Below are 18,363 nucleotides of genomic sequence, written 5' to 3'. Positions count from 1 at the left end.
GAGCCCGGCCCGGGCCCGGCCCGAGGGTCCCTCAGACCCCGACTTCGAGGGTGTCGTCGGGCGTGGCCGCCTCCGGCTCCGCCTCGCCGCGCAGCAGCCGGAGCACGTGGGCGCGCGCGTGCACGAACTCGGGCTCCTCCTTGGTGGCGATCTGGTCGCGGGGGCGGGCCAGGCCCACCCGGATGACCTCCTGGACGGTGCTCGGCGCCTTGGACATCACGATGATGTTGTCGGCGAGATAGACGCTCTCGTCGATGTCGTGGGTCACGACCAGCACCGTCACGTTGAGTCGCGTCTGGATCTCGAGCAGCAGGTCCTCGAGCTCGGCGCGGGTCTGCGCGTCGACGGAGGCATAGGGCTCGTCCATGACCAGCAGGCGCGGGTGGCAGGCCAGGGCGCGGGCGATCGCGACCCGCTGCTGCATGCCGCCGGACATCTGCCACGGGTAGAGCCGCTCCTTGCCCTCCAGGCCCACCGCCTGCAGCGCCTCGAGGACGCGGCGGCGGCGCTCGGCCTTCTCCACGCCGCGGCGCAGCGGGAAGGCGACGTTGTCCTCCACGCGCATCCACGGGAACAGCGAGCGGGAGTAGTCCTGGAAGACCATCGCCAGTCCGTCCGGAACGCCCTTGATGGGCGAGCCGTCGAACAGCACCCGACCGGTGGTGGGAGTGTCGAGGCCGCTGATGATCCGCAGGAGCGTGGTCTTGCCGGCGCCGGAGGGGCCGACGATCACGGTGACCTCCCCGGCCGGGACCTGGGCGTTGATCTCGTCGATCGCGCGGGTGACCCCGTAGACCTTGGAGATCGCCTCCAGTTCGAGCGAGGCCGGAGCCGTGCGCTCGGTCGTGTGCTCAGTCATGCTGTGCCGTCACTCCTCTGTGCCAGGCGAGGACCCGGCGCTCGATCTGGATCATGATCACGTTGAGGACGATGCCGACGACCGCGAGGACGACGAGCACGGTCCAGAATCCTGGATAGTCGAAGTTGCGCTGGCTGTAGACCAGCAGGTAGCCGAGTCCGTTCTTGGCCTTCTGCAGCTCGGAGATCACCATCATGATCAGCGAGAGCGAGAGCGCGACGCGCACGCCCGCGAAGATCTTGGGGGCCGCGCCGGGGAGCACGATCCGGAGCAGGACGTCGCGGCTGGGGATCTTGAAGACGGACGCGACGTGGGCCCGGGCCGTGCCGATGCCCTGCACGCCGTCGATGGTGTTGAAGAGGATCGGCCAGACGACGCCGAACGCGATGAGCAGGACCTTGGGCCAGTCGCCGGTGCCGAACAGCAGGAAGAAGACACCGATCAGGGCGGGCGTGGGCAGGGAGCGGCCCAGGTGGACGAGCGGCTGGAAGAGGGCCGCGAGCACCGGCCGCAGGCCGAGCACGATGCCGAGCCCGACCCCGACCACGACGGCGAGCCAGAAGCCCAGCGCCGCCCGCCACAGGCTCGGGACCAGGTCGTGGCGGGCGACCTCGCCGAGGAAGAGATCGCCCGGATGGGGGCTGAGGAAGTCGCTCAGCGTGCGGTCGAGGACGTCGCGCGGCGGGGCGATGAAGAGGCCGTTGACGGCACTCTCCGAGCCCCACCACCACAGCGCCACGAGCAGTGCCGGCACCACGAGCGGGAGGATCGCCGAGGAGCCTGCGCGCCGGATACGACGGGAGACGGCCGACGGCGCCGGGCGCACCGCCCGGTCCCGGGTGATCGCGCTCATGGGGCCAACCCCGCCTTCCAGCCGAAGAGCAGCCGGTCGGCGACCGCGAACAGGACGCTGACCAGCACGCCCATCACCCCCGCGACCAGGGTCGCGGCGTACACCGCGTCGAGGTTCGAGGCGCTGGTGCTGGCGAGCAGGATGTAGCCGCCGATGCCGACCCCGTTGCCGAGGAGGAGCTCGGCGCTGACCGCGACGATGAGGCCGATCGAGGCGGCGACCCGGATGCCGGTGAACATGAACGGCAGCGCCGCGGGGAGGCGGATCCTGGTCAGGATGCCGAGCGGCGAGACGTGCAGCGTGCGTGCGGTCTGGATCGCGACCGGGTCCACCGCCTTGGCGGCGTACATCGAGTTGAACAGGATCGGCCAGGTGCAGGCGATGGCGACGGTGACCGCCAGCGGAAGCATCCCGTCGCCGATCAGGAGCACCAGGAGCGGGCCGACCGCGATCGCCGGCAGTGGGCGCAGGATCTCGACGGTCAGCGCGAACAGCTTGAAGACCGTGCGCGAGGCACCCATCAGGCCGCCGAGGACGACGCCGGCGACCGACGCGATGGCCAGGCCGAGCATCCACTCGCGCAGGGTGTAGAGGATCTGCGACCAGAAGTCGACGTCACCGAGCAGACCCCGGGCCTGGTCCGCCACGGCGCTGGGAAGGGGCAGACCCGACCCGGTGACGATCTCGAGGCGGATCAGGAGCTCCAGCACCAGCGCCGACCCGAGCACCCCCGCGACGCCGAGGACGACCTCGGAGCGCCGGGAGAGGGGTTCGTGGATGAGCTGCATGGCGTGCTCAGCTGGCGTCGAAGTTGTATTCGGCGGCGGCGTAGCCGTCCTTCACGAGTCCGAGCTCGATCAGGATGTCGGCGACCTTCTGCATGCCGTCGTCGGTGAGGCCGATGCTGAAGTCCGGCAGGTTCATCTGCTCGGAGGCGGAGACGTCGAGACCGAGGCCGTCGGGCATCCACGCGCGGTACGCCGCGGTGTCGGCGGCGATCTGCTCGCGCGCCTCGTCGAGGGCGGCCGCGAACTTCTCGACCGTCTCGGGGTTCTTGGCGGCGTAGGTCTTGCTGGTGATGAAGGTGGCACCGGGGAGGCTGACGTTGTCGGCCTGGATCAGGCTCGCCACATCGCGCAGGCCGGCAGCCCGGGCCGCCGTGGCGAAGGGCTCGGGGAGGTAGCCGGCGTCGACGGATCCGTTCTTGACGCCGTCGATCATCGCGGGGAAGGGCACCTCGACCCAGTTCGGCTCGGCCTCGACGCCCTTGCTCTTGGCGAGGTTGGCGAAGAGCACGTCGCCGACGTTCTGCGTGGTGTTGATGCCGACGGTCTTGCCGTCGAGGTCGGCCATGTCCTGGATCGGCGAGTCGGGCTTCACGAAGACGCCGAGCTCGCCCTCGCCCCAGCCGGAGGTGACCGACACCGTCTCGACGGGCGCGCCCTTGCTGGTCGCGATGGCCGAGCTGATCGGGTTGCTGAAGCTGAAGTCCAGCTGGCCGGCGACGACCTGCTGCAGACCGACCGGTCCGCCCTGGAGCGGCTCGAACTTCACCTCGAGGCCCTGCTTCTCGAACAGGCCCTTGTCCTGGGCCCAGTAGACGGGGCCGTAGTCGGCGAGCGGGAGGACGCCGACGGTGACCGACGCCTCGCCGCCGCCCGCTGCCTTCTCCTCGCTGCCGCAGGCGCTCAGGGTGGTCGCTGCGACGACTGCGGCGACCGCGGACAGCGCGGCGACCTTCCAACGACGGTGCTTCATGGCGGGGCTCCTCGGGTCTCGACCGGGTCCGACCGACCCGGCAATGCCCCCGAGTGTGACTGGGTTAACACTAAGAGGTCAAGCCCTAAGTCATTTTGTTCTTAGCCATTTACCCCGCGGGTCGGATCAGCTGAGCCGCTCCAGCACCATCGCCATCCCCTGCCCGCCGGCGGCGCACATCGTCTCGAGGCCGAACCGCGCGTCCCGCTCCTGCAGACCGTGGATCAGGGTGGTGGCCATCCGGGCGCCGGTCGAGCCGAAGGGGTGCCCCAGGGCGATGGCGCCGCCGTTGACGTTGACCCGGTCGAGGTCGAGGCCGAGCCGATCGACGCACGGCAGCACCTGCGCAGCGAAGGCCTCGTTCATCTCGACGAGGTCGATGTCGCCGATCGCGAGCCCGGCGCGGGCGATCGCCTGGAGACTGGCCTCGACCGGTCCGAGGCCCATGATCTCGGGGCTCAGCGCGGAGACCCCGGTGGACACGACGCGCGCCAGCGGCGTGATGCCCAGCTCGGCGGCCCGGGTGTCGCTCATGATCACCAGCGCGGCGGCGCCGTCGTTGAGCGGGCAGCAGTTGGCGGCGGTGACCGTGCCCTCGGGGTGGAAGACGGGCTGCATCGAGGCGACCTTCTCCAGCGTCACCCCGGCGCGCGGGCCGTCGTCGGCGTCGACGACGGTGCCGTCGGCGAGCGTCACGGGCGTGATGTCGGTCTTCCAGAAGCCGCGCTCGGCGGCGGCCTCGGCGAGGTTCTGGCTGCGCACGGCGTACTCGTCCTGGGCGGCCCGGGAGACGTTGCAGTACGACGCGACGTTCTCGGCGGTCTCCCCCATCGCCAGGTAGACGTCGGGCAGCTCGCCGAGGGAGCGCGGGTCCACCCAGGGCTCCCGGGCCGCGGCCCGGTCGGCCGCCCGGGCCGCCGCGTCGGCGTACCGCGGGTTGCGGGTGTCCGGCATGCCGTCGGCCTTGCCGTACTGGAAGCGGGAGACGGTCTCGACGCCGGCGGCGACGAACACGTCGCCCTCGCCGGAGCGGATGGCGTGCAGCGCCATCCGGGTCGCCTGCAGCGAGGACGCGCAGTAGCGGTGGACGGTGGTGCCGGGGACGCCGTCCAGGCCGAGGCGCAGGGCGACCATCCGGCCGATGTTGTAGCCCTGCTCGCCGGCGGGCTGCGCGCAGCCCATCATCAGGTCCTCGACGAGGGTGCGGTCGAGCTCGGGGACGGCGGACAGCGCGGCGTCGACCATCTGGGCGGCGAGGTCGTCAGGCCTCATCTCGCGCAGCGAGCCCTTGTAGGCACGGCCGATCGGCGAGCGGGCGGCGGAGACGATGACTGCTTCGGGCACGGAGAGGCTCCTGCTGGTCGGGCGGATGTGACAGGTCAGGCGTTGGGGGTGTGCTGCAGGAACGCGGGCCACTCGCCGCCGCCGTCGACGTTGAGGACGGCGCCGGTGACGTGGGCGGCCAGCGGCGAGGAGAGGAGGACGCAGGCCTGTCCGACCTCGAGCGGCGTGGCGAAGACGCCGCGCGGGATGGTGGCCGCGACCCGCGCGAACTGCTCCGCGTCGCCGTAGTGGTCGGCCGATCCGGGCGTCGCCACGAGGCCGCAGCTGACCGCGTTGACGCGGACGTCGGGAGCCCACTCGACGCCGAGGCTGGCGGTGAGGCTCTCCAGCGCGGCCTTGGCGGCGCCGTAGACGGCGGTGCCGGGACTGGCCCGCCGCGCGGAGATCGAGGTGACGTTGACCATCGAGCCGCGGGCGGCCGCGAGGTGCGGGCGCACGGCGAGGGCGACGTAGACCGCCGACATGAAGTTGAGGTCGTTGATCTTGGCGTGGAAGCGCGGGGAGGCGGTGTCGAACTGCGCGAACGGCGCGCCGCCGGCGTTGTTGACCGCCACATCGAGCCGCCCGTGACGTCGTAGGACGTCCTCGACCCAGGCCGCGACCTGGTCGGCCTCGCGGACATCGACCGCGGAGAAGCGGGCCGTGCGCCCGTCGACCTCGCGCAGCGACTCGGGCGTGCTGCGACCGCAGATCTCGACCGCGGCGCCGGCCTCGAGATAGGCCTGCACGATGCCGTCGCCGACACCGCGGCCGCCGCCGGTCACGAGGACCACCTGGCCGGTCATGTCGATGGTGTATGCCACGGGATCCCTTTCGTCGTCCTCCGAGCGACGATCATAGGGGAAGATACCAAGCAAGTGCTAGGTTGCTCGCCGTCCGCACAGGAAGCCGACCACGCCGACCGAGACGACGAGAGAGACCGCCGCGCCGCCGGAGGTCGGACTGAGCAGCATCGGCAGCGCGGTCAGCACGGCGATGTCGAAGCCGCGCAGCACGCTGCCGTAGAGGTTCGTCGGCACTCCCCCGGCGGGCGTGGAGACGAGCGGTCGGGCATAGTCCGGCGGCCGGCCGGTGACCCAGCGCACGCCCGCGGCCAGGCCGGCGACACCCGAGGCGACACCCAGCAGGGCGAGATCGCCGGGCGACCGGTCGAGGGTGCGGTGCAGGGCGGGCGCGCTGAGCAGGCCGTGCCCGACGAGCAGCACGCCGGGGACGACGATGGCCGCGGCGCGGGTCGGGCCCCACGCGGTCGGGAACATCCGGACCATCCCGGACGAGCGGGTCAGCACCCGCAGCGAGACCAGGAACGGCACCACGAGCACGAAGCAGACCAGCACCTCGACCAGCACGACCACGACCCGGCCGCCGACCGCGGCGGTGGCGTAGGGCAGCACGAGGGAGCCGGCCAGCAGCGCCAGCCGTGCTGGGTGGCGGCGGATTCGGATGACGTCGCGCCAGGCGAGCGCGGCGAGTCCCTGCGGTCCACCCCGGCGCGGGCGCGCCGCCGCGCGCCGCCCGGCGGCATGGTCGACGAGGACGTCGAACATGAGGGCCAGGTCGAGGGTGGCCAGCGCCCCGCCGAGACCGGGCACGAGGACGCCGCCCGGGGCGACGTCGCGTCGTCGCAGGCGGCTGGTGAGCACGCGGGCGCGCAGCAGCACCGCGACCACGCCCGCCCAGACCAGGGCGATGCCGACCAGGGCCGGCGCCCCCAGGATGGCCGACGCGTCGACCTCCGGGGCGCGCGAGGCCGCGATGGCGGCGAGGCCCGCGCCCACCGCGAGCAGGCTGACCGGGCCCAGCAGGAGCGCCGGATGGCGCGCGCGAGCAGCGGCCTGGGCGCGCACCAGCGCGCCGACGCCGTACGCCGCCAGACCGGCCGCGCCCACGGTGAACGCCACCAGCGGACCCACTCCGAACCCGGCCAGGGTTGCGGCCGCGGCGGCCACCGGAGCGACCAGCGCGGCAGCGAGCAGCGTCGTGCCGCGGGCCCGGCCGCGGAGCAGCTCGCCCCGGTCGACCGGGGCAGGCAGCAGCCAGGCGGCCGCACCGGGGCCGACCGCCACGGGGCCGACCAGCCGGGCGAGCGACCAGAGCACCGCCAGGAGGGTGCCCACGACCAGCCAGGGCAGCAGGGAGCGGGCCGACGCGCAGTCCGAGGCGACGCACGCGCGGTCGCCGACGTCGGAGAGGTTGACCAGGACGCTGACCAGCATCGAGCCGAGCATCAGGACGGCGAAGACCCCGATGTAGAGGTCCTGCAGCGCCTCGCCGAGGGAGAGCGTGCGGCGGCTGCGCCGCCAGTGGCGGATGTCGGCGCGCAGCTCGGCCGACTCGGAGCGCCTCACCGACGGCTCACGTCGGGCGCGCCAGGGTGACGACGTCGTCGGCGATCGCGTCCACGAGCACCTGCGAGTGGCTGGCCAGCACGATCGCCAGCCCCGCCGCCTTCTCGGCCAGCAGCCGGTCCACCAGCCAGGCGAGGCCCTCCTGGTCGAGCCGCTGCTCCGGCTCGTCGAGGACGAGCAGCCGGCGCGGCCGGACGAAGGCGCTGGCGAGCGCCAGCCGCCGACGCTGTCCCGAGGAGAGCGAGGCCGGGAGCTGCCCGGACTGGGCGATCAGGCCCACCTCCTCGAGGACGTCGTCGACGACATCGTCGGCGTCCGGCGTGCGGTGCGCCCGGGCGAACAGGTCGAGGTGCTCCACGACGGTGAGGTCGGGGAAGAAGTCGAGGTCGTCCATCACCACGGCCATCGCGGCCCGGACCGTGGCCGAGCGCTCGTCGAGCGGCTCCCCCAGCACCTCCACGGTGCCGGCGTCGGGCTGGTCCGCACCCGTGATGCACCGCAGGGCCGTGGACTTGCCGGCTCCGTTGGGCCCGACGAGGACGGCCGCCGCGCCGGCACGGACCTCGAGGTCGAGGTCTGCGAGGACACGGTGGTCGCCGAACGAGCGGGCGATCCCGCGCACGGTCAGGACGGGCTCGCTCACGGGGCAAGGATGGCAGCCGCCCCCCAGCCGGGGGTCAGCTCAGCTCGGCCTCGAGCTCGTGGAAGGGATACTCCTTCGGTCCGAGGTACTCCGTGTCGGAATGGCCGCGGGTGCGCGGCGTCGGGTCCGGGTCGGCTGAGTTGACGTAGTTGCTCAGCTTGCGGGGCGCCTCGCGGTAGATCAGGTCCACGTGGTCCATGTACTTCTGCGTCAGCGCCGGGTCGTCGCGGATGATGATGTTCTCCTCGTCGGAGTGCCATCCGAGCCGCGTCCAGTTCTCGCTGCTGGACAGCACGACGTTGCCGTCGGGACGGCCGTCCACGTTGCCCTGGACGGCGAGCCCCTTCATGTGGACGTAGCGATCCTTGAACTTGTCGGCCGTCGCTCCGATGATGTAGACCATCTGCTTGGCCCGCGTCCCTCGGAGGATGTGCCGGATCCGGCGCTGCATCATCATGAAGACGATCTCGACGTCGCAGCCGGCGCGATCGAGCTCGCGCACCTTCCGCGCGATCCGGGCCCCTCGCGCCTCGCCCCAGACCGCGTTCGCCACGCGCACCTTGGTGCGCCCGTCGGGCGTGTTCGTCGCCCCGGTGCACTGCACCTTGTTGAGCACGCTCAGCGCGGGGTCGATCTCGCCCTTGTGAGGCGCGAACATCGTGGTGACGTTGCCGGTGGTGAACCGCATCGGCGGGAAGTTGCGGTCCTGGACCGCCTGGTCCCACATCTGCATCCAGCCGTCGTAGAGCGGCTGGTTCTCGGTGACGGTGGTCCAGTCGTTGAACTGCTGGACCGCGGCGGCGCCGGTGAGGTTGCCCGAGCCCTGCATCACGATCCAGTTGGTGGCGCCCGAGCGGTTGACCAGCATCAGCTTGGAGTGCATCGACCCCTTCCGGCCGCGGCAGGTCTGCTTGCAGGTCCGGATCCAGCTCTGCAGCTCCTTGGGCCGGTCGTCGTTGCCGCGCTCGAAGGCACGCCGCACCATCGGGTAGGAGCGGGCCAGGTTGTTGCCCTGGGACCGGGCCAGACCGCGGGACATGATGATCTGCACCGAGACGCCGCGCTCGTGGGCGGCGATGAACCGGTGCGCCAGATAGGGCGAGTCGAAGTTCCAGGTGATCACCCGGACCTGGCCGCCGGCGGGCACGTTCTTCAGCGTCTTGGCGATCTTGCGGTGGATCTTGCCGCGCTGGCCGTCACGGAACGGGTGGTTGAAGGTGATGCCGGGCGTCACGACGTACGCCGGGTTCGGCTTGGCCGCGCGCCCCGCCCCGACCACCTGGGCCGACCGGTCCGCAGGGGCCGCCTGGGCCGAAGCGGCCGCCTGGGCCGGGACGAGCAGGCCGTGCCCCCCGGCCAGGGCCGTCAGGGCGAGCAGCAGACCGAGTGCCGCCGCGGCCACCCGCTTGCGGGCCGCCCGGCCCTTCGAAGCGATCCCCCATGCACTCGCCACGATCACGTGTCTCCTCCATCGGTCCTGCTGACTCAGGGACACTACCCAACGATCACCGGCCATGAACCGGAAGCACGGGTATCCGTCGCAACCGCCCGGTGGCGAGCCCCGCGACGGCCAGGAGCGCGAGACCGAGGACACCGACGCCGGGCCAGCCGTACGCCGTCCAGGCGCTCCCGCCGAGACTGCCGAAGACCGACGATCCGAGGTAGTAGGCACACAGGTAGAAGGCGGCCGCCTGGCTGGCGCCGGCGCCCGCGAGGTGGGCGCGGACGGCCACCCAGCCGCTGGCGAGTCCGTGCATCACGAAGAACCCGGCCGTCAGGAGGGCCAGACCGACGACGATCGCGGCCAGGGACGGCAGCAGGGTCAGCCCGACCCCCGCGACCGCGAGCGCGCATCCCGACGGCAGGACGGCGCGGCGGCCGAGCCGGTCGGCGAGCGCACCGGAGACCGTGGAGCTCACCGTCCCGAGGGGGTAGACGAGGTAGAGCAGGCTGATCGCGGCGAGGCTGAGGTCGTACGGCGCCCCGCTGAGCCGGAAGCCGAGCGCGTTGAAGACCGCGACCAGCGTGCCGACCGCGCAGGCTCCCAGCACGTAGAGCGCGCGCAGCGCGGGGTCCGCCACCGCGGCCCGGGCCATCGAGCGGAGCCGGGCGCCGTCGCGCCGGCGGGGCGCGAAGTGGCGTGAGGCCGGCAGGGTGAGGGTGACCGCGACGGCGCAGCCGAGGGCGAAGACGGCCGCGGCGGCCATCGCCCACCGCCACCCCGCGAGATCGGCCACCGGGGCCGTGAGCAGCCGGCCGGCCATCCCGCCGAGGGCCGTGCCGCCGATGTAGAGGCCCGTCGCCCGGGCCAGGGCGGCGGGGTGCAGCTCCTCGCGCAGATAGGCCGTGGCGACCGCCGGGAGCCCGGCGAGCACGACGCCCTCGAGCAGGCGCAGGCCGAGGAAGACGTGCCAGGACGGGGAGAACGGCGTCAGGCAGGCGACGGCGGTGGCGGCCCAGGTGGATCCCAGGATGAGGGGCGTGCGGCCGATCGCCTCGGAGGCCGGGCCGGCGACCAGGAGGCCGAGCGCCAGTCCCGCCGTCGTCAGCGACATGCTCAAGGTGGCCGCGGTCGGGCTGACGCCGAAGGTCGCGCTCAGCTCCGGCAGCAGGGCCTGGGTCGCGTACAGGAGCACGAACGTCGCCATGCCGGCGGCGAACATGGCCGCCATGATCCGCCGGTATCCGCCGCTGCCCGGCGCGTGCCGACCGGTCTCGAGCGGCCGGCTCTCGAGGGTGCTGCTCACCCGCCCAGACTGCGCCTGGATGATCAATACGTCCAATGTCGGACGCGTGCCATCATCATACGCTTGACGTATGATGTGGGGCGTGCTGGTGCGGGACCTCGAGTGGATCGTGGCGTTGGCCGACCACGAGCACGTCACCGACACGGCCGCGGTCCTCGGCGTCAGCCAGCCGACCCTCTCGCGCACCCTGGCGCGGGTGGAGTCCGAGCTCGGGGTCCGGCTCTTCGAGCGCGTCCCGCACGGCCTGGTCGCCTCACCGGACGGGGACCTGGTGGTCGCCGCGGCCCGGGACCTGCTGGGCCGCTATCAGCAGCTGCGCCACGAGCTCGAGACACGCCACGACCCGGAGCGCGGCTTGGTCCGGCTCGCCTTCCTCGACTCGATGGCGACCTCGCTGGTCCCGCGGATCCTGCGCGCCTTCCACGAGGAGGCTCCCCTGGTCCGGGTCGAGCTGGCCCAGGAGCCGGGCCACGACATCATCAGGGACCTGGCCACCGGCGCGGTGGAGCTCGCGATCACCTCGACCCGCCCCGACGGTGAGTTCGCCTGGGTCCAGCTCCAGGAGGAGCGTCTGGTCGTCGCGGTCGCGCCCTCCCACCGGCTGCACGCCCGCAAGCGCGTCGACCTGGCCGAGCTCGCCGACGAGGAGCTGGTGACGACACCGGCCGGGTTCGGCCACCGGACCCTCGTCAACGGCCTGCTCGCCGACGCCGGCGTCGCGCCGCCGGTCTCCTTCGAGAGCGCCGACCTGGCCACCATCGAGGGCCTGGTCGCCGCCGGCCTCGGCGTCGCGATCATCCCCGAGGCGATGGTGGGCCTGTCGGGGACGATCGGGCTGCGGATCAGCCATCCGGGTGCGCGACGCGTCATCGGGCTGACCTGGCGCAGCGACCGGCCACTGGCACCCGTGGCCGCGCGCCTGCGCGACCACGTCGTCGCACGGGCGCCGTACGACGCGGGCCCGGGGGCCGTCCGCTAGGGCGGACGGCCCCCGGGCCGCGGGGACGGATCAGGCCAGGGCCACCTGGTCGCCGACGGGCTCGTAGACCGTCACGACCGGCGGGCCGGCCACGACGTCGGCGAGCTCGGCGCCGAACGCGGCGAACGCCTCGGAGGAGCCGTGCTCGCGCAGCGCGGCAGGCGACTCCCAGCACTCGAGCATCACGTAGTCGACCTCGCTGCGACGGACGCGCTGGAGGTCGTAGCGGTGGCAGTCCGGGTTCTGGATCACCTGGGCCCGAGCTCGCGCGACGGCCGCCTCGAACTCGGCCGACCGGCCGGCGCGCACCGTGAGCGCGGCGACCACGTTGATCGTCATCGGGCCTTCTTCCACTCGGGGTCGCGACGACGCAGCTCGGTCATGGCGATGGTGCGCTTGTGCACCTCGTCGGGACCATCGGCGAGGCGCAGGGTGCGCATGTGGGCGTACATGGAGGCCAGCGGGAAGTCGTCGGAGACGCCGCCGCCGCCGTGCACCTGGATGGCCCGGTCGATCACCTTGAGCGCGACGTTCGGCGCGGCGATCTTGATCGCGGCGATCTCGACGCGCGCCTTCTGGTTGCCGACGGTGTCCATCAGCCATGCGGCCTTGAGGGTGAGCAGGCGGGCCATCTCGATGTCGATGCGCGACTCGGCGATCCAGTCCTGGATGTTGGCCCGCTCGGCGACGGGGGCGCCGAACGTGACCCGCGACTGGGCACGGTCGATCATCAGGTCGAGGGCACGCTCGGCCATGCCGATCGAGCGCATGCAGTGGTGGATGCGTCCCGGGCCGAGCCGGGCCTGGCTGATCATGAAGCCGTCGCCCTCGCCGGCGAGCAGCGCGGTCACGGGGACCCGCACGTTCTCGAAGAGCACCTCGGCGTGACCCTCGCGGTCGGCGTACCCGAAGACGGGGAGGTTGCGCAGCACCGTGATGCCGGGGGTGTCGATCGGGACGACCATCATGGACTGCTGACGGTGCTTGGGCGCGTCGAAGTCGGTCTTGCCCATGACGATGAGCACCTTGCAGTTCTTGTGCAGGGCGTTGGAGGTCCACCACTTGCGGCCGTTGAGGACGTACTCGTCGCCGTCGCGCTCCATGCGCAGCTGGATGTTGGTCGCGTCGGAGCTGGCGACCTCCGGCTCGGTCATGGCGAACGCCGAGGCGATCTCGCCGTTGAGGAGCGGCTTGAGCCACTTCTCCTTGTGCTCGTCGGTCCCGAAGAGGGTGAGCACCTCCATGTTGCCGGTGTCGGGCGCGTTGCAGTTCATCGCCTCGGGCGCCAGCTCGGCGCTGCGGCCCATGATCTCGGCGAGATGGGCGTACTCGAGGTTGGTCAGGCCCGGGCCCCACTCGGGGTGCGGGTGGAAGAGGTTCCACAGGCCCCGCTCCTTGGCCTCGGCCTTGAGCTCCTCGAGGATCGGCGGGTGGAAGTGCGGGTCGCCCGACTCCCTCATCTGCTGGTGGTAGATCGCCTCGGACGGGTAGATGCGCTCGTCCATGAACGCGATCAGCTTGTCGCGGTATTCACGGCCTCGCTCGGACAGCTCCAGCATGGGTGACTCCTTCTCGTTCTGCAGGGGTGCGGGGGGTCAGGCGGTGGGACAGGTGGCGAGGAGCGCGTCGAGCTCGGCAGCCGACGTCGCCGCGTCACGGTGGACGACGCCGGCGATGCCCACCCGGGCGGCGGCGACGATGTTCTGCTCGAGGTCGTCGACCATGACGGTCTCCTCGGGTGCGACGCCGAGGCGCTCGCAGGCGATGAGGTAGGCACGGCGCGACGGCTTGCGGACGCCGATCTCCGCGGAGATCGTCACGGCGTCGAACATCGCGGGCAGGTCGAAGCCGGCGTAGCAGTCGTCGCCGAGGGAGTTGGACAGCAGACCGACCCGGTGGCCCGCCTCGCGCAGTCGCGCGACGAGGTCGATCGTGTCGCGGTCAGGGGTGAGGCCGGCCTGCATCCGGCGCAGCAGGCCCTCGGCCGGGACGGGCGCGCCATGGGCGGCGAAGCGCTCGGCCAGGCCGGCTTCGAAGGTCGCCGCATCGATGCGGCCCTCCTCGTGGTCGGTGAGCAGCGTCTTGCCGACGGGATCCTGGGACAGGACGCGCAGGGGCAGCCGGGCGTCGCCGATCTGGCGGCCGAAGTCCGCGAAGGCGTCGAGGACGCTGGCGGTGAGGACACCGCCGAAGTCGAACATGACGGCGGTGCGCGCGGTGGACGGCGTACTCATAGGGCTCCTCGGACGTGGCTCGATGGCGCGACGCTACTTGAATCCGACCTCAAGTTCAAGAGACGCCGCCTGCCCGGTGCGCGCCACCCACCCGCGGGATCGCGAGGGTCGCGGGGATCGCGAGGAGGAAGAGCACGCCGAGCACGAAGAAGCTGATCAGGTAGCCGGCCTCGGTCGAACGCCCGTCGGTCAGCGCGGTCGCGGTCAGCACACTGGCCGTCAGGGCCGTGCCGAAGGCCCCTCCGACGTTGCGGATGTTGGTGTTCATCCCGCTCGCGGCACCGGTCTGCTCCGGAGGGACCGATGCCACCACGACCACGGCGAGTGCCGCGAAGGCCACGCCGATCCCGAGGCCCGCCACCGCGAACGACACGACGACCTCCCACACCCGGTCGTGGGCGAGGACGAACCAGAACGTGCCGGCCGCGGAGAGGCAGGAGCCGAGGATCAACGTCGCCCGGGCCCCGATCCGGACCTCCAGGAGCGAGGCGAGCCAACCCGAGAAGCCGAACACGACTGCCGTCGGCAGGACCATCAGCCCCGACTCGGTCACCGTGGCGCCCAGCCCGAAGCCGCCGGCCGGATCGGTCTGCATGAACTGCGGGGAGAAGGCGTACGACGCGAACATGCCCCCGCCGAGGACGAGCGCGACGAGGTTGGCGGCCCAGATCGGGCGCCGGCGCATCATCGCCATGTCGATGAACGGCGAGCGGGCCCGCAGCTCCGCGCGCACCCACCCGGCGGTGAGGACGACGCTGGCCGCGAGCAGGCCGAGGATCGCGGGCGACGTCCAGCCGTGCCGCGGGGCCTGGGTGACGCCCAGCAGCAGGGCGACGAGGGCGAGGGCCATCAGCAGGGGCGGCACGACACCCGGGCGCGCGGCGCCGGTGGCCTCGGAGCGCGGCAGCCAGCGCACGACGAGCGCCGCGGCGACCGCCGTGACCAGGCCGGGCAGCCAGAACAGCCACGGCACGCCCAGCAGGTCGATGACCGGACCCCCGAGAACGGTGCCCGCCGCCATGCCGACGGCGATGAGCGAGCTGAGGACGCTGACCGCCCGGGCGACGCGCTCGGCGGGGAAGGTGTCCCGGACGATCCCGAAGGACAGCGGCATCAGGCCCCCCGCGAAGCCCTGGACGACGCGAGCCGCGAGCAGCAGCTGGATGTTGGGGGCGAGGGCCGCGAGGGCGGATCCGGCGCTGAGCAGCAGGAGGGTGGCGACCAGGCAGCGCTTGCGTCCGAAGCTGTCGCCGAGTCGACCGATGATCGGTGTCGCCACCGATGCCGAGACGAGATAGGTGGTCAGCACCCACGACGCCGTGCCGAGATCGGTGCGGTAGTGGTGCTGGAGCGCGCTCAGCACCGGGATGGTCATGGCCTGCACGAGACCGAACGACGTCGCGCCGACGGCGAGCAGGGCGAACACGACGCCCGTCCTCACCTCGGCCGGCACGACGGCAGGTGGATCGGCAGGTGCGGCGGCAGGTGTGGCGGCCGAGGCTCCGGCCGTCCCGAGAGAAGGGGCACCGGCCGGGCCCGTCACCGGGCCCGGCCGGTCCCGCTGCTCAGTCGCGGGGACCGCCGGCGACGTAGATGACCTGGCCCGAGACGAACCCGGCGCCCTCGCTCACGAGGAACGAGACGGTGTGCGCGATGTCGTCGGGCGTGCCGGTCCGGCCGACCGGGATCTGCTCGGCCGCCATCTTCTTGAAGTCCTCGAAGGGCACCCCGACCCGGGCCGCGGTCTCGGCGGTCATCTCGGTCTCGATGAAGCCGGGACCGATCGCGTTGGCGGTCACGCCGAAGCGGCCGAGCTCGATGGCCAGGGTCTTCGTGAAGCCCTGGAGACCCGCCTTCGCGGCCGAGTAGTTGACCTGGCCGCGGTTGCCGAGCGCCGAGACGCTGGACAGGTTGACGATCCGACCGAAGCCGGCGTCGACCATGGCGCTCTGGACGGCGCGGGTCATGAGGAACGAGCCGCGCAGGTGCACGTTCATCACCGAGTCCCAGTCGGCGACGCTCATCTTGAACAGCAGGTTGTCGCGGATGATGCCGGCGTTGTTGACCAGCACGGTCACCGGACCGGCCTCGGCCGTGATCCGCTCGACGGCCGCCTTGACGGCGTCCTCGTCGGCGACGTCGGCGCCGACCGCCATGGCGCTGCCACCGGCGGCGACGATCTCGTCAGCGACCGTCTGGCAGGCGGCCTCGTCGAGGTCGAGGACCGCGACGGTCATCCCGTCGGCGGCGAGGCGGCGGGCCACGCCGGCCCCGATCCCCCGCGCTGCTCCGGTGACGATCGCGACGCGCTGCGTGCTCATGGTTCTCCTCTGACTGTGGTGGTTGTTGTTGTCGGAAACGGTGATCACCAGGTGTCGACGAAGCGCCGCGGGCGCGGCGTCCGCTCGGCACCGGGAGCGGGCAGGGCGGCGATCACCCGGGCCCGGGTCTCGGCCGGGTCGATCACGTCGTCGAGCTCGAAGACGGCGGCGGCGTTGACCGCCTTGCCCTGCTCGTACTGGTCGGCGAGCAGGGCGTCGAACGCCTTGGCCCGCTCGTCGAGGTCCTCGATCGCCTCCAGCTCGCGGCGGTAGCCCAGGCGCACGGCGCCTTCGAGGCCCATCCCGCCGATCTCGCCGGTGGGCCAGGCGAGGGTGACGGCCGGTCCGTGGAAGCTGCCGCCGACCATGCCCTGCGCGCCGAGGCCGTAGCCCTTGCGCAGGACGACGGCGACGACGGGGACGCTCAGGTGGGCGCCGACGACGAAGAGCCGGCTGAAGTGCCGCACGGTCGCCGAGCGCTCCGACTCCGGCCCGACCATGAAGCCGGGGGTGTCGCACAGCGTGACGACGGGGAGCCCGTGGGCGTCGCACAGCTGGAGGAACCGGGCGAGCTTGTCCGCGCTGGGGGCGTCGATCGCGCCGCCGAGGTGCGTGGGGTCGTTGGCGACCAGACCGATGGGACGGCCCTCGATCCGGGCCAGGCTCGTCACGACGCTGCGCCCGAACTCCGGGCGCAGCTCGAGCACCGACCCGGTGTCGGCGACCAGCTCCACCACGCGGCGTACGTCGTAGGCGCGGACGCGGTTCTCCGGCAGCGCCGAGCGCAGCAGCCGCTGGTCGGCGCACTCCCACTCCTCGAGCGGGCCCTGGAAGTAGGACAGGTAGCGCCGGGCGACCGAGACCGCCTCCGCCTCGTCGTCGACGAGGACGTCGATGACGCCGTTGGGCACCTGCACGGACGTCGGCCCGACCTCCTCGGGCGTGAAGACGCCCAGCCCACCGCCCTCGATCATCGCGGGGCCACCCATGCCGATGTTGGCGTCGCGGGTGGCGATGATGACGTCGCAGCAGCCGAGGAGGGCGGCGTTGCCGGCGAAGCAGCGGCCGGCGACCACGCCGACGGTGGGAACGAGCCCGCTGAGCCGGCCCATGCTGGTGAACGTGCGCACGTCGAGGCCGGACACGTGGGCGGTGTCGGTGTCGCCCGGGCGTCCGCCGCCACCCTCCGCGAAGAGGACGACGGGCAGCTCCTGGCGCTCGGCCAGCTCGAGCATGCGGTCGGTCTTCTTGTGGTTGATCATGCCCTGGGTGCCGGCCAGGACCGTGTAGTCGTAGGACATCACGACGGCGCGGCTGCGGGAGCCGCCCACCAGGTCGCGGTTGATCGAGCCCACGCCGGTCACCATGCCGTCGGCGGGCGTGTTGACGATGAGGTCCTCGAGCGACCGCCGCTGCCGCTGAGCGGCGATCGTCAGGGCGCCGTACTCGGCGAACGATCCCTCGTCGACGAGGTCCGCGATGTTCTCCCGCGCAGTGCGGTGGCCGGTACGACGACGCCGGGCGACGGCATCGGGGCGCGCCTCGTCGAGGCCGTGCCGGTGCCGCTCGACGACCTCGGCCAGGTCGGGGCGGACGTGGTCGGGATCGACGGCGACGACGTCGTCGGCCACCTCGCTGTCGGTGCCGTCGGGGACCAGCCGCACGACGACCTCGCCCTCGGCGAGGGTCTGTCCGACCACGGCGGGGATCTCGGCGACCGCCCCGGAGGTCGGGGCGACCAGGACGTGCTCCATCTTCATCGACTCGACGACGAGGAGGGGGCTCCCCTTGCTGACGCCGTCCCCCACCGCGGCGGTGACCGCCACGACCGTGCCGGTGAAGGGCGAGCGCACCTCGTCGGCCGAGCCGACCGGTGCGGCCGGCTCCTCGTCGGGCAGAAGCTCGTCCAGGTGGGTGTCGACGAAGGACGTGCCGGCCGTCCCGGCGACCAGCTCGGGACGGGCGAGGATCGCCCGCAGCAGGGCGACGTTGGAGGCCGGTCCGTCGATCCGGAAGTCGGCGAGGGCCTCGTCGGCGAGCCGGACGGCCGCCGTCAGGTCGTCGGTCGGGACATGGGTGATGACCTTCGCGAGCAGCGAGTCGTAGCCGCCGGCGACCTCGAGGCCGCTGAAGCCCGCGGTGTCGACGCGCACGCCCGGTCCGGTCGGGACCTCGAAGCGGGTGATCGTGCCGGTGGAGGCACGGGCCGACCCGTCGGCCGAGAGCCGTTCGAGGTTGACCCGGGACTGGATCGCGATGCCCCGGGGCTCCGGCACG

At 72.4% G+C, this 18,363-nt stretch carries 17 protein-coding genes; 1 reads left to right on the top strand and 16 read right to left on the bottom strand.

Annotated features, from left to right (window positions below; all coding sequences use genetic code 11):
• Positions 1-31: 31 nt before the first annotated feature.
• The 10 genes from FHP29_RS20630 to FHP29_RS20585 form a co-directional block, all read right to left on the bottom strand.
• The gene (locus FHP29_RS20630; protein WP_139624724.1) at positions 32-859 is read right to left on the bottom strand and encodes an ABC transporter ATP-binding protein; all 828 of its coding nucleotides are present in this window, start codon (positions 857-859) and stop codon (positions 32-34) included.
• On the bottom strand, positions 852-1,712 hold the full coding sequence (locus FHP29_RS20625) for an ABC transporter permease (protein ID WP_139624723.1): 861 nt from the start codon (positions 1,710-1,712) through the stop codon (positions 852-854). Before FHP29_RS20625 ends, FHP29_RS20630 begins: the two co-directional genes overlap by 8 nt.
• Positions 1,709-2,500, bottom strand: coding sequence for an ABC transporter permease (locus FHP29_RS20620; RefSeq protein ID WP_139624722.1), 792 nt, complete (start codon positions 2,498-2,500; stop codon positions 1,709-1,711). Before FHP29_RS20620 ends, FHP29_RS20625 begins: the two co-directional genes overlap by 4 nt.
• Before the next feature lie 7 nt (positions 2,501-2,507).
• Complete coding sequence (locus FHP29_RS20615) at positions 2,508-3,470, bottom strand: ABC transporter substrate-binding protein (RefSeq protein ID WP_139624721.1); 963 nt, start codon at positions 3,468-3,470, stop codon at positions 2,508-2,510.
• A gap of 126 nt (positions 3,471-3,596) precedes the next feature.
• The gene (locus FHP29_RS20610; RefSeq protein WP_139624720.1) at positions 3,597-4,814 is read right to left on the bottom strand and encodes an acetyl-CoA C-acetyltransferase; all 1,218 of its coding nucleotides are present in this window, start codon (positions 4,812-4,814) and stop codon (positions 3,597-3,599) included.
• A gap of 35 nt (positions 4,815-4,849) precedes the next feature.
• A complete protein-coding gene (locus tag FHP29_RS20605) occupies positions 4,850-5,617 on the bottom strand; it encodes an SDR family oxidoreductase (RefSeq protein ID WP_139624719.1) in 768 nt (255 codons plus the stop codon).
• A 57-nt stretch (positions 5,618-5,674) separates the two neighbouring features.
• Positions 5,675-7,162 carry a DUF6297 family protein gene (locus FHP29_RS20600; protein WP_139624718.1) on the bottom strand — a complete coding sequence of 496 codons (1,488 nt, stop codon included), beginning with the start codon at positions 7,160-7,162 and terminating at the stop codon, positions 5,675-5,677.
• Positions 7,163-7,169: 7 nt separating this feature from the next.
• Positions 7,170-7,805, bottom strand: a complete 636-nt coding sequence (locus tag FHP29_RS20595; protein WP_139624717.1) for an ABC transporter ATP-binding protein — start codon at positions 7,803-7,805, stop codon at positions 7,170-7,172.
• 34 nt (positions 7,806-7,839) lie between these two features.
• A complete protein-coding gene (locus FHP29_RS20590) occupies positions 7,840-9,264 on the bottom strand; it encodes a phospholipase D-like domain-containing protein (protein WP_158296662.1) in 1,425 nt (474 codons plus the stop codon).
• 46 nt (positions 9,265-9,310) lie between these two features.
• Entirely contained in the window at positions 9,311-10,552 is a 1,242-nt protein-coding gene (locus FHP29_RS20585; RefSeq protein ID WP_205014303.1) for an MFS transporter, read from the bottom strand.
• A 70-nt stretch (positions 10,553-10,622) separates the two neighbouring features.
• Here FHP29_RS20585 and FHP29_RS20580 point away from each other — a divergent pair, with 70 nt between their 5' ends.
• Positions 10,623-11,531, top strand: coding sequence for a LysR family transcriptional regulator (locus FHP29_RS20580; protein WP_240044639.1), 909 nt, complete (start codon positions 10,623-10,625; stop codon positions 11,529-11,531).
• Between the two features lie 30 nt (positions 11,532-11,561).
• On the opposite strand, the gene FHP29_RS20575 is transcribed toward FHP29_RS20580, so the two are convergent.
• The 6 genes from FHP29_RS20575 to FHP29_RS20550 all read right to left on the bottom strand — a co-directional run.
• On the bottom strand, positions 11,562-11,870 hold the full coding sequence (locus FHP29_RS20575) for a putative quinol monooxygenase (RefSeq protein WP_139624714.1): 309 nt from the start codon (positions 11,868-11,870) through the stop codon (positions 11,562-11,564).
• Positions 11,867-13,090: an acyl-CoA dehydrogenase family protein gene (locus FHP29_RS20570; protein WP_139624713.1), complete on the bottom strand. Its 1,224-nt coding sequence runs from the start codon at positions 13,088-13,090 to the stop codon at positions 11,867-11,869. Before FHP29_RS20570 ends, FHP29_RS20575 begins: the two co-directional genes overlap by 4 nt.
• Before the next feature lie 36 nt (positions 13,091-13,126).
• Positions 13,127-13,765 carry an HAD family hydrolase gene (locus tag FHP29_RS20565; protein ID WP_139624712.1) on the bottom strand — a complete coding sequence of 213 codons (639 nt, stop codon included), beginning with the start codon at positions 13,763-13,765 and terminating at the stop codon, positions 13,127-13,129.
• Positions 13,766-13,820: 55 nt separating this feature from the next.
• Complete coding sequence (locus FHP29_RS20560) at positions 13,821-15,191, bottom strand: MFS transporter (protein WP_139624711.1); 1,371 nt, start codon at positions 15,189-15,191, stop codon at positions 13,821-13,823.
• Positions 15,192-15,330: 139 nt separating this feature from the next.
• The gene (gene fabG, locus FHP29_RS20555; RefSeq protein ID WP_139624710.1) at positions 15,331-16,086 is read right to left on the bottom strand and encodes a 3-oxoacyl-ACP reductase FabG; all 756 of its coding nucleotides are present in this window, start codon (positions 16,084-16,086) and stop codon (positions 15,331-15,333) included.
• 44 nt (positions 16,087-16,130) lie between these two features.
• Positions 16,131-18,363 (bottom strand): acetyl-CoA carboxylase family protein (locus FHP29_RS20550; RefSeq protein WP_205014302.1); only part of this gene is annotated, 2,233 nt, incomplete at its 5' end.

The organism is Nocardioides albidus (assembly GCF_006335005.1).
In the GTDB taxonomy this organism is placed as follows: Bacteria; Actinomycetota; Actinomycetes; order Propionibacteriales; family Nocardioidaceae; genus Nocardioides; species Nocardioides albidus.
The sequence above is the reverse complement of the archived record's forward strand: the minus strand, read 5'-3'. Positions and strand labels throughout refer to the sequence as shown.

Bases quoted from the DNA above. Each gene is read 5' to 3' on its own strand.
- FHP29_RS20570 (WP_139624713.1), bottom strand. From the start codon at position 13,090: ATGCTGGAGCTGTCCGAGCGAGGCCGTGAATACCGCGACAAGCTGATC.
- FHP29_RS20565 (WP_139624712.1), bottom strand. From the start codon at position 13,765: ATGAGTACGCCGTCCACCGCGCGCACCGCCGTCATGTTCGACTTCGGC.
- FHP29_RS20625 (WP_139624723.1), bottom strand. From the start codon at position 1,712: ATGAGCGCGATCACCCGGGACCGGGCGGTGCGCCCGGCGCCGTCGGCC.
- FHP29_RS20620 (WP_139624722.1), bottom strand. From the start codon at position 2,500: ATGCAGCTCATCCACGAACCCCTCTCCCGGCGCTCCGAGGTCGTCCTC.
- fabG (WP_139624710.1), bottom strand. From the start codon at position 16,086: ATGAGCACGCAGCGCGTCGCGATCGTCACCGGAGCAGCGCGGGGGATC.
- FHP29_RS20630 (WP_139624724.1), bottom strand. From the start codon at position 859: ATGACTGAGCACACGACCGAGCGCACGGCTCCGGCCTCGCTCGAACTG.
- FHP29_RS20575 (WP_139624714.1), bottom strand. From the start codon at position 11,870: ATGACGATCAACGTGGTCGCCGCGCTCACGGTGCGCGCCGGCCGGTCG.
- FHP29_RS20580 (WP_240044639.1), top strand. From the start codon at position 10,623: ATGATGTGGGGCGTGCTGGTGCGGGACCTCGAGTGGATCGTGGCGTTG.
- FHP29_RS20615 (WP_139624721.1), bottom strand. From the start codon at position 3,470: ATGAAGCACCGTCGTTGGAAGGTCGCCGCGCTGTCCGCGGTCGCCGCA.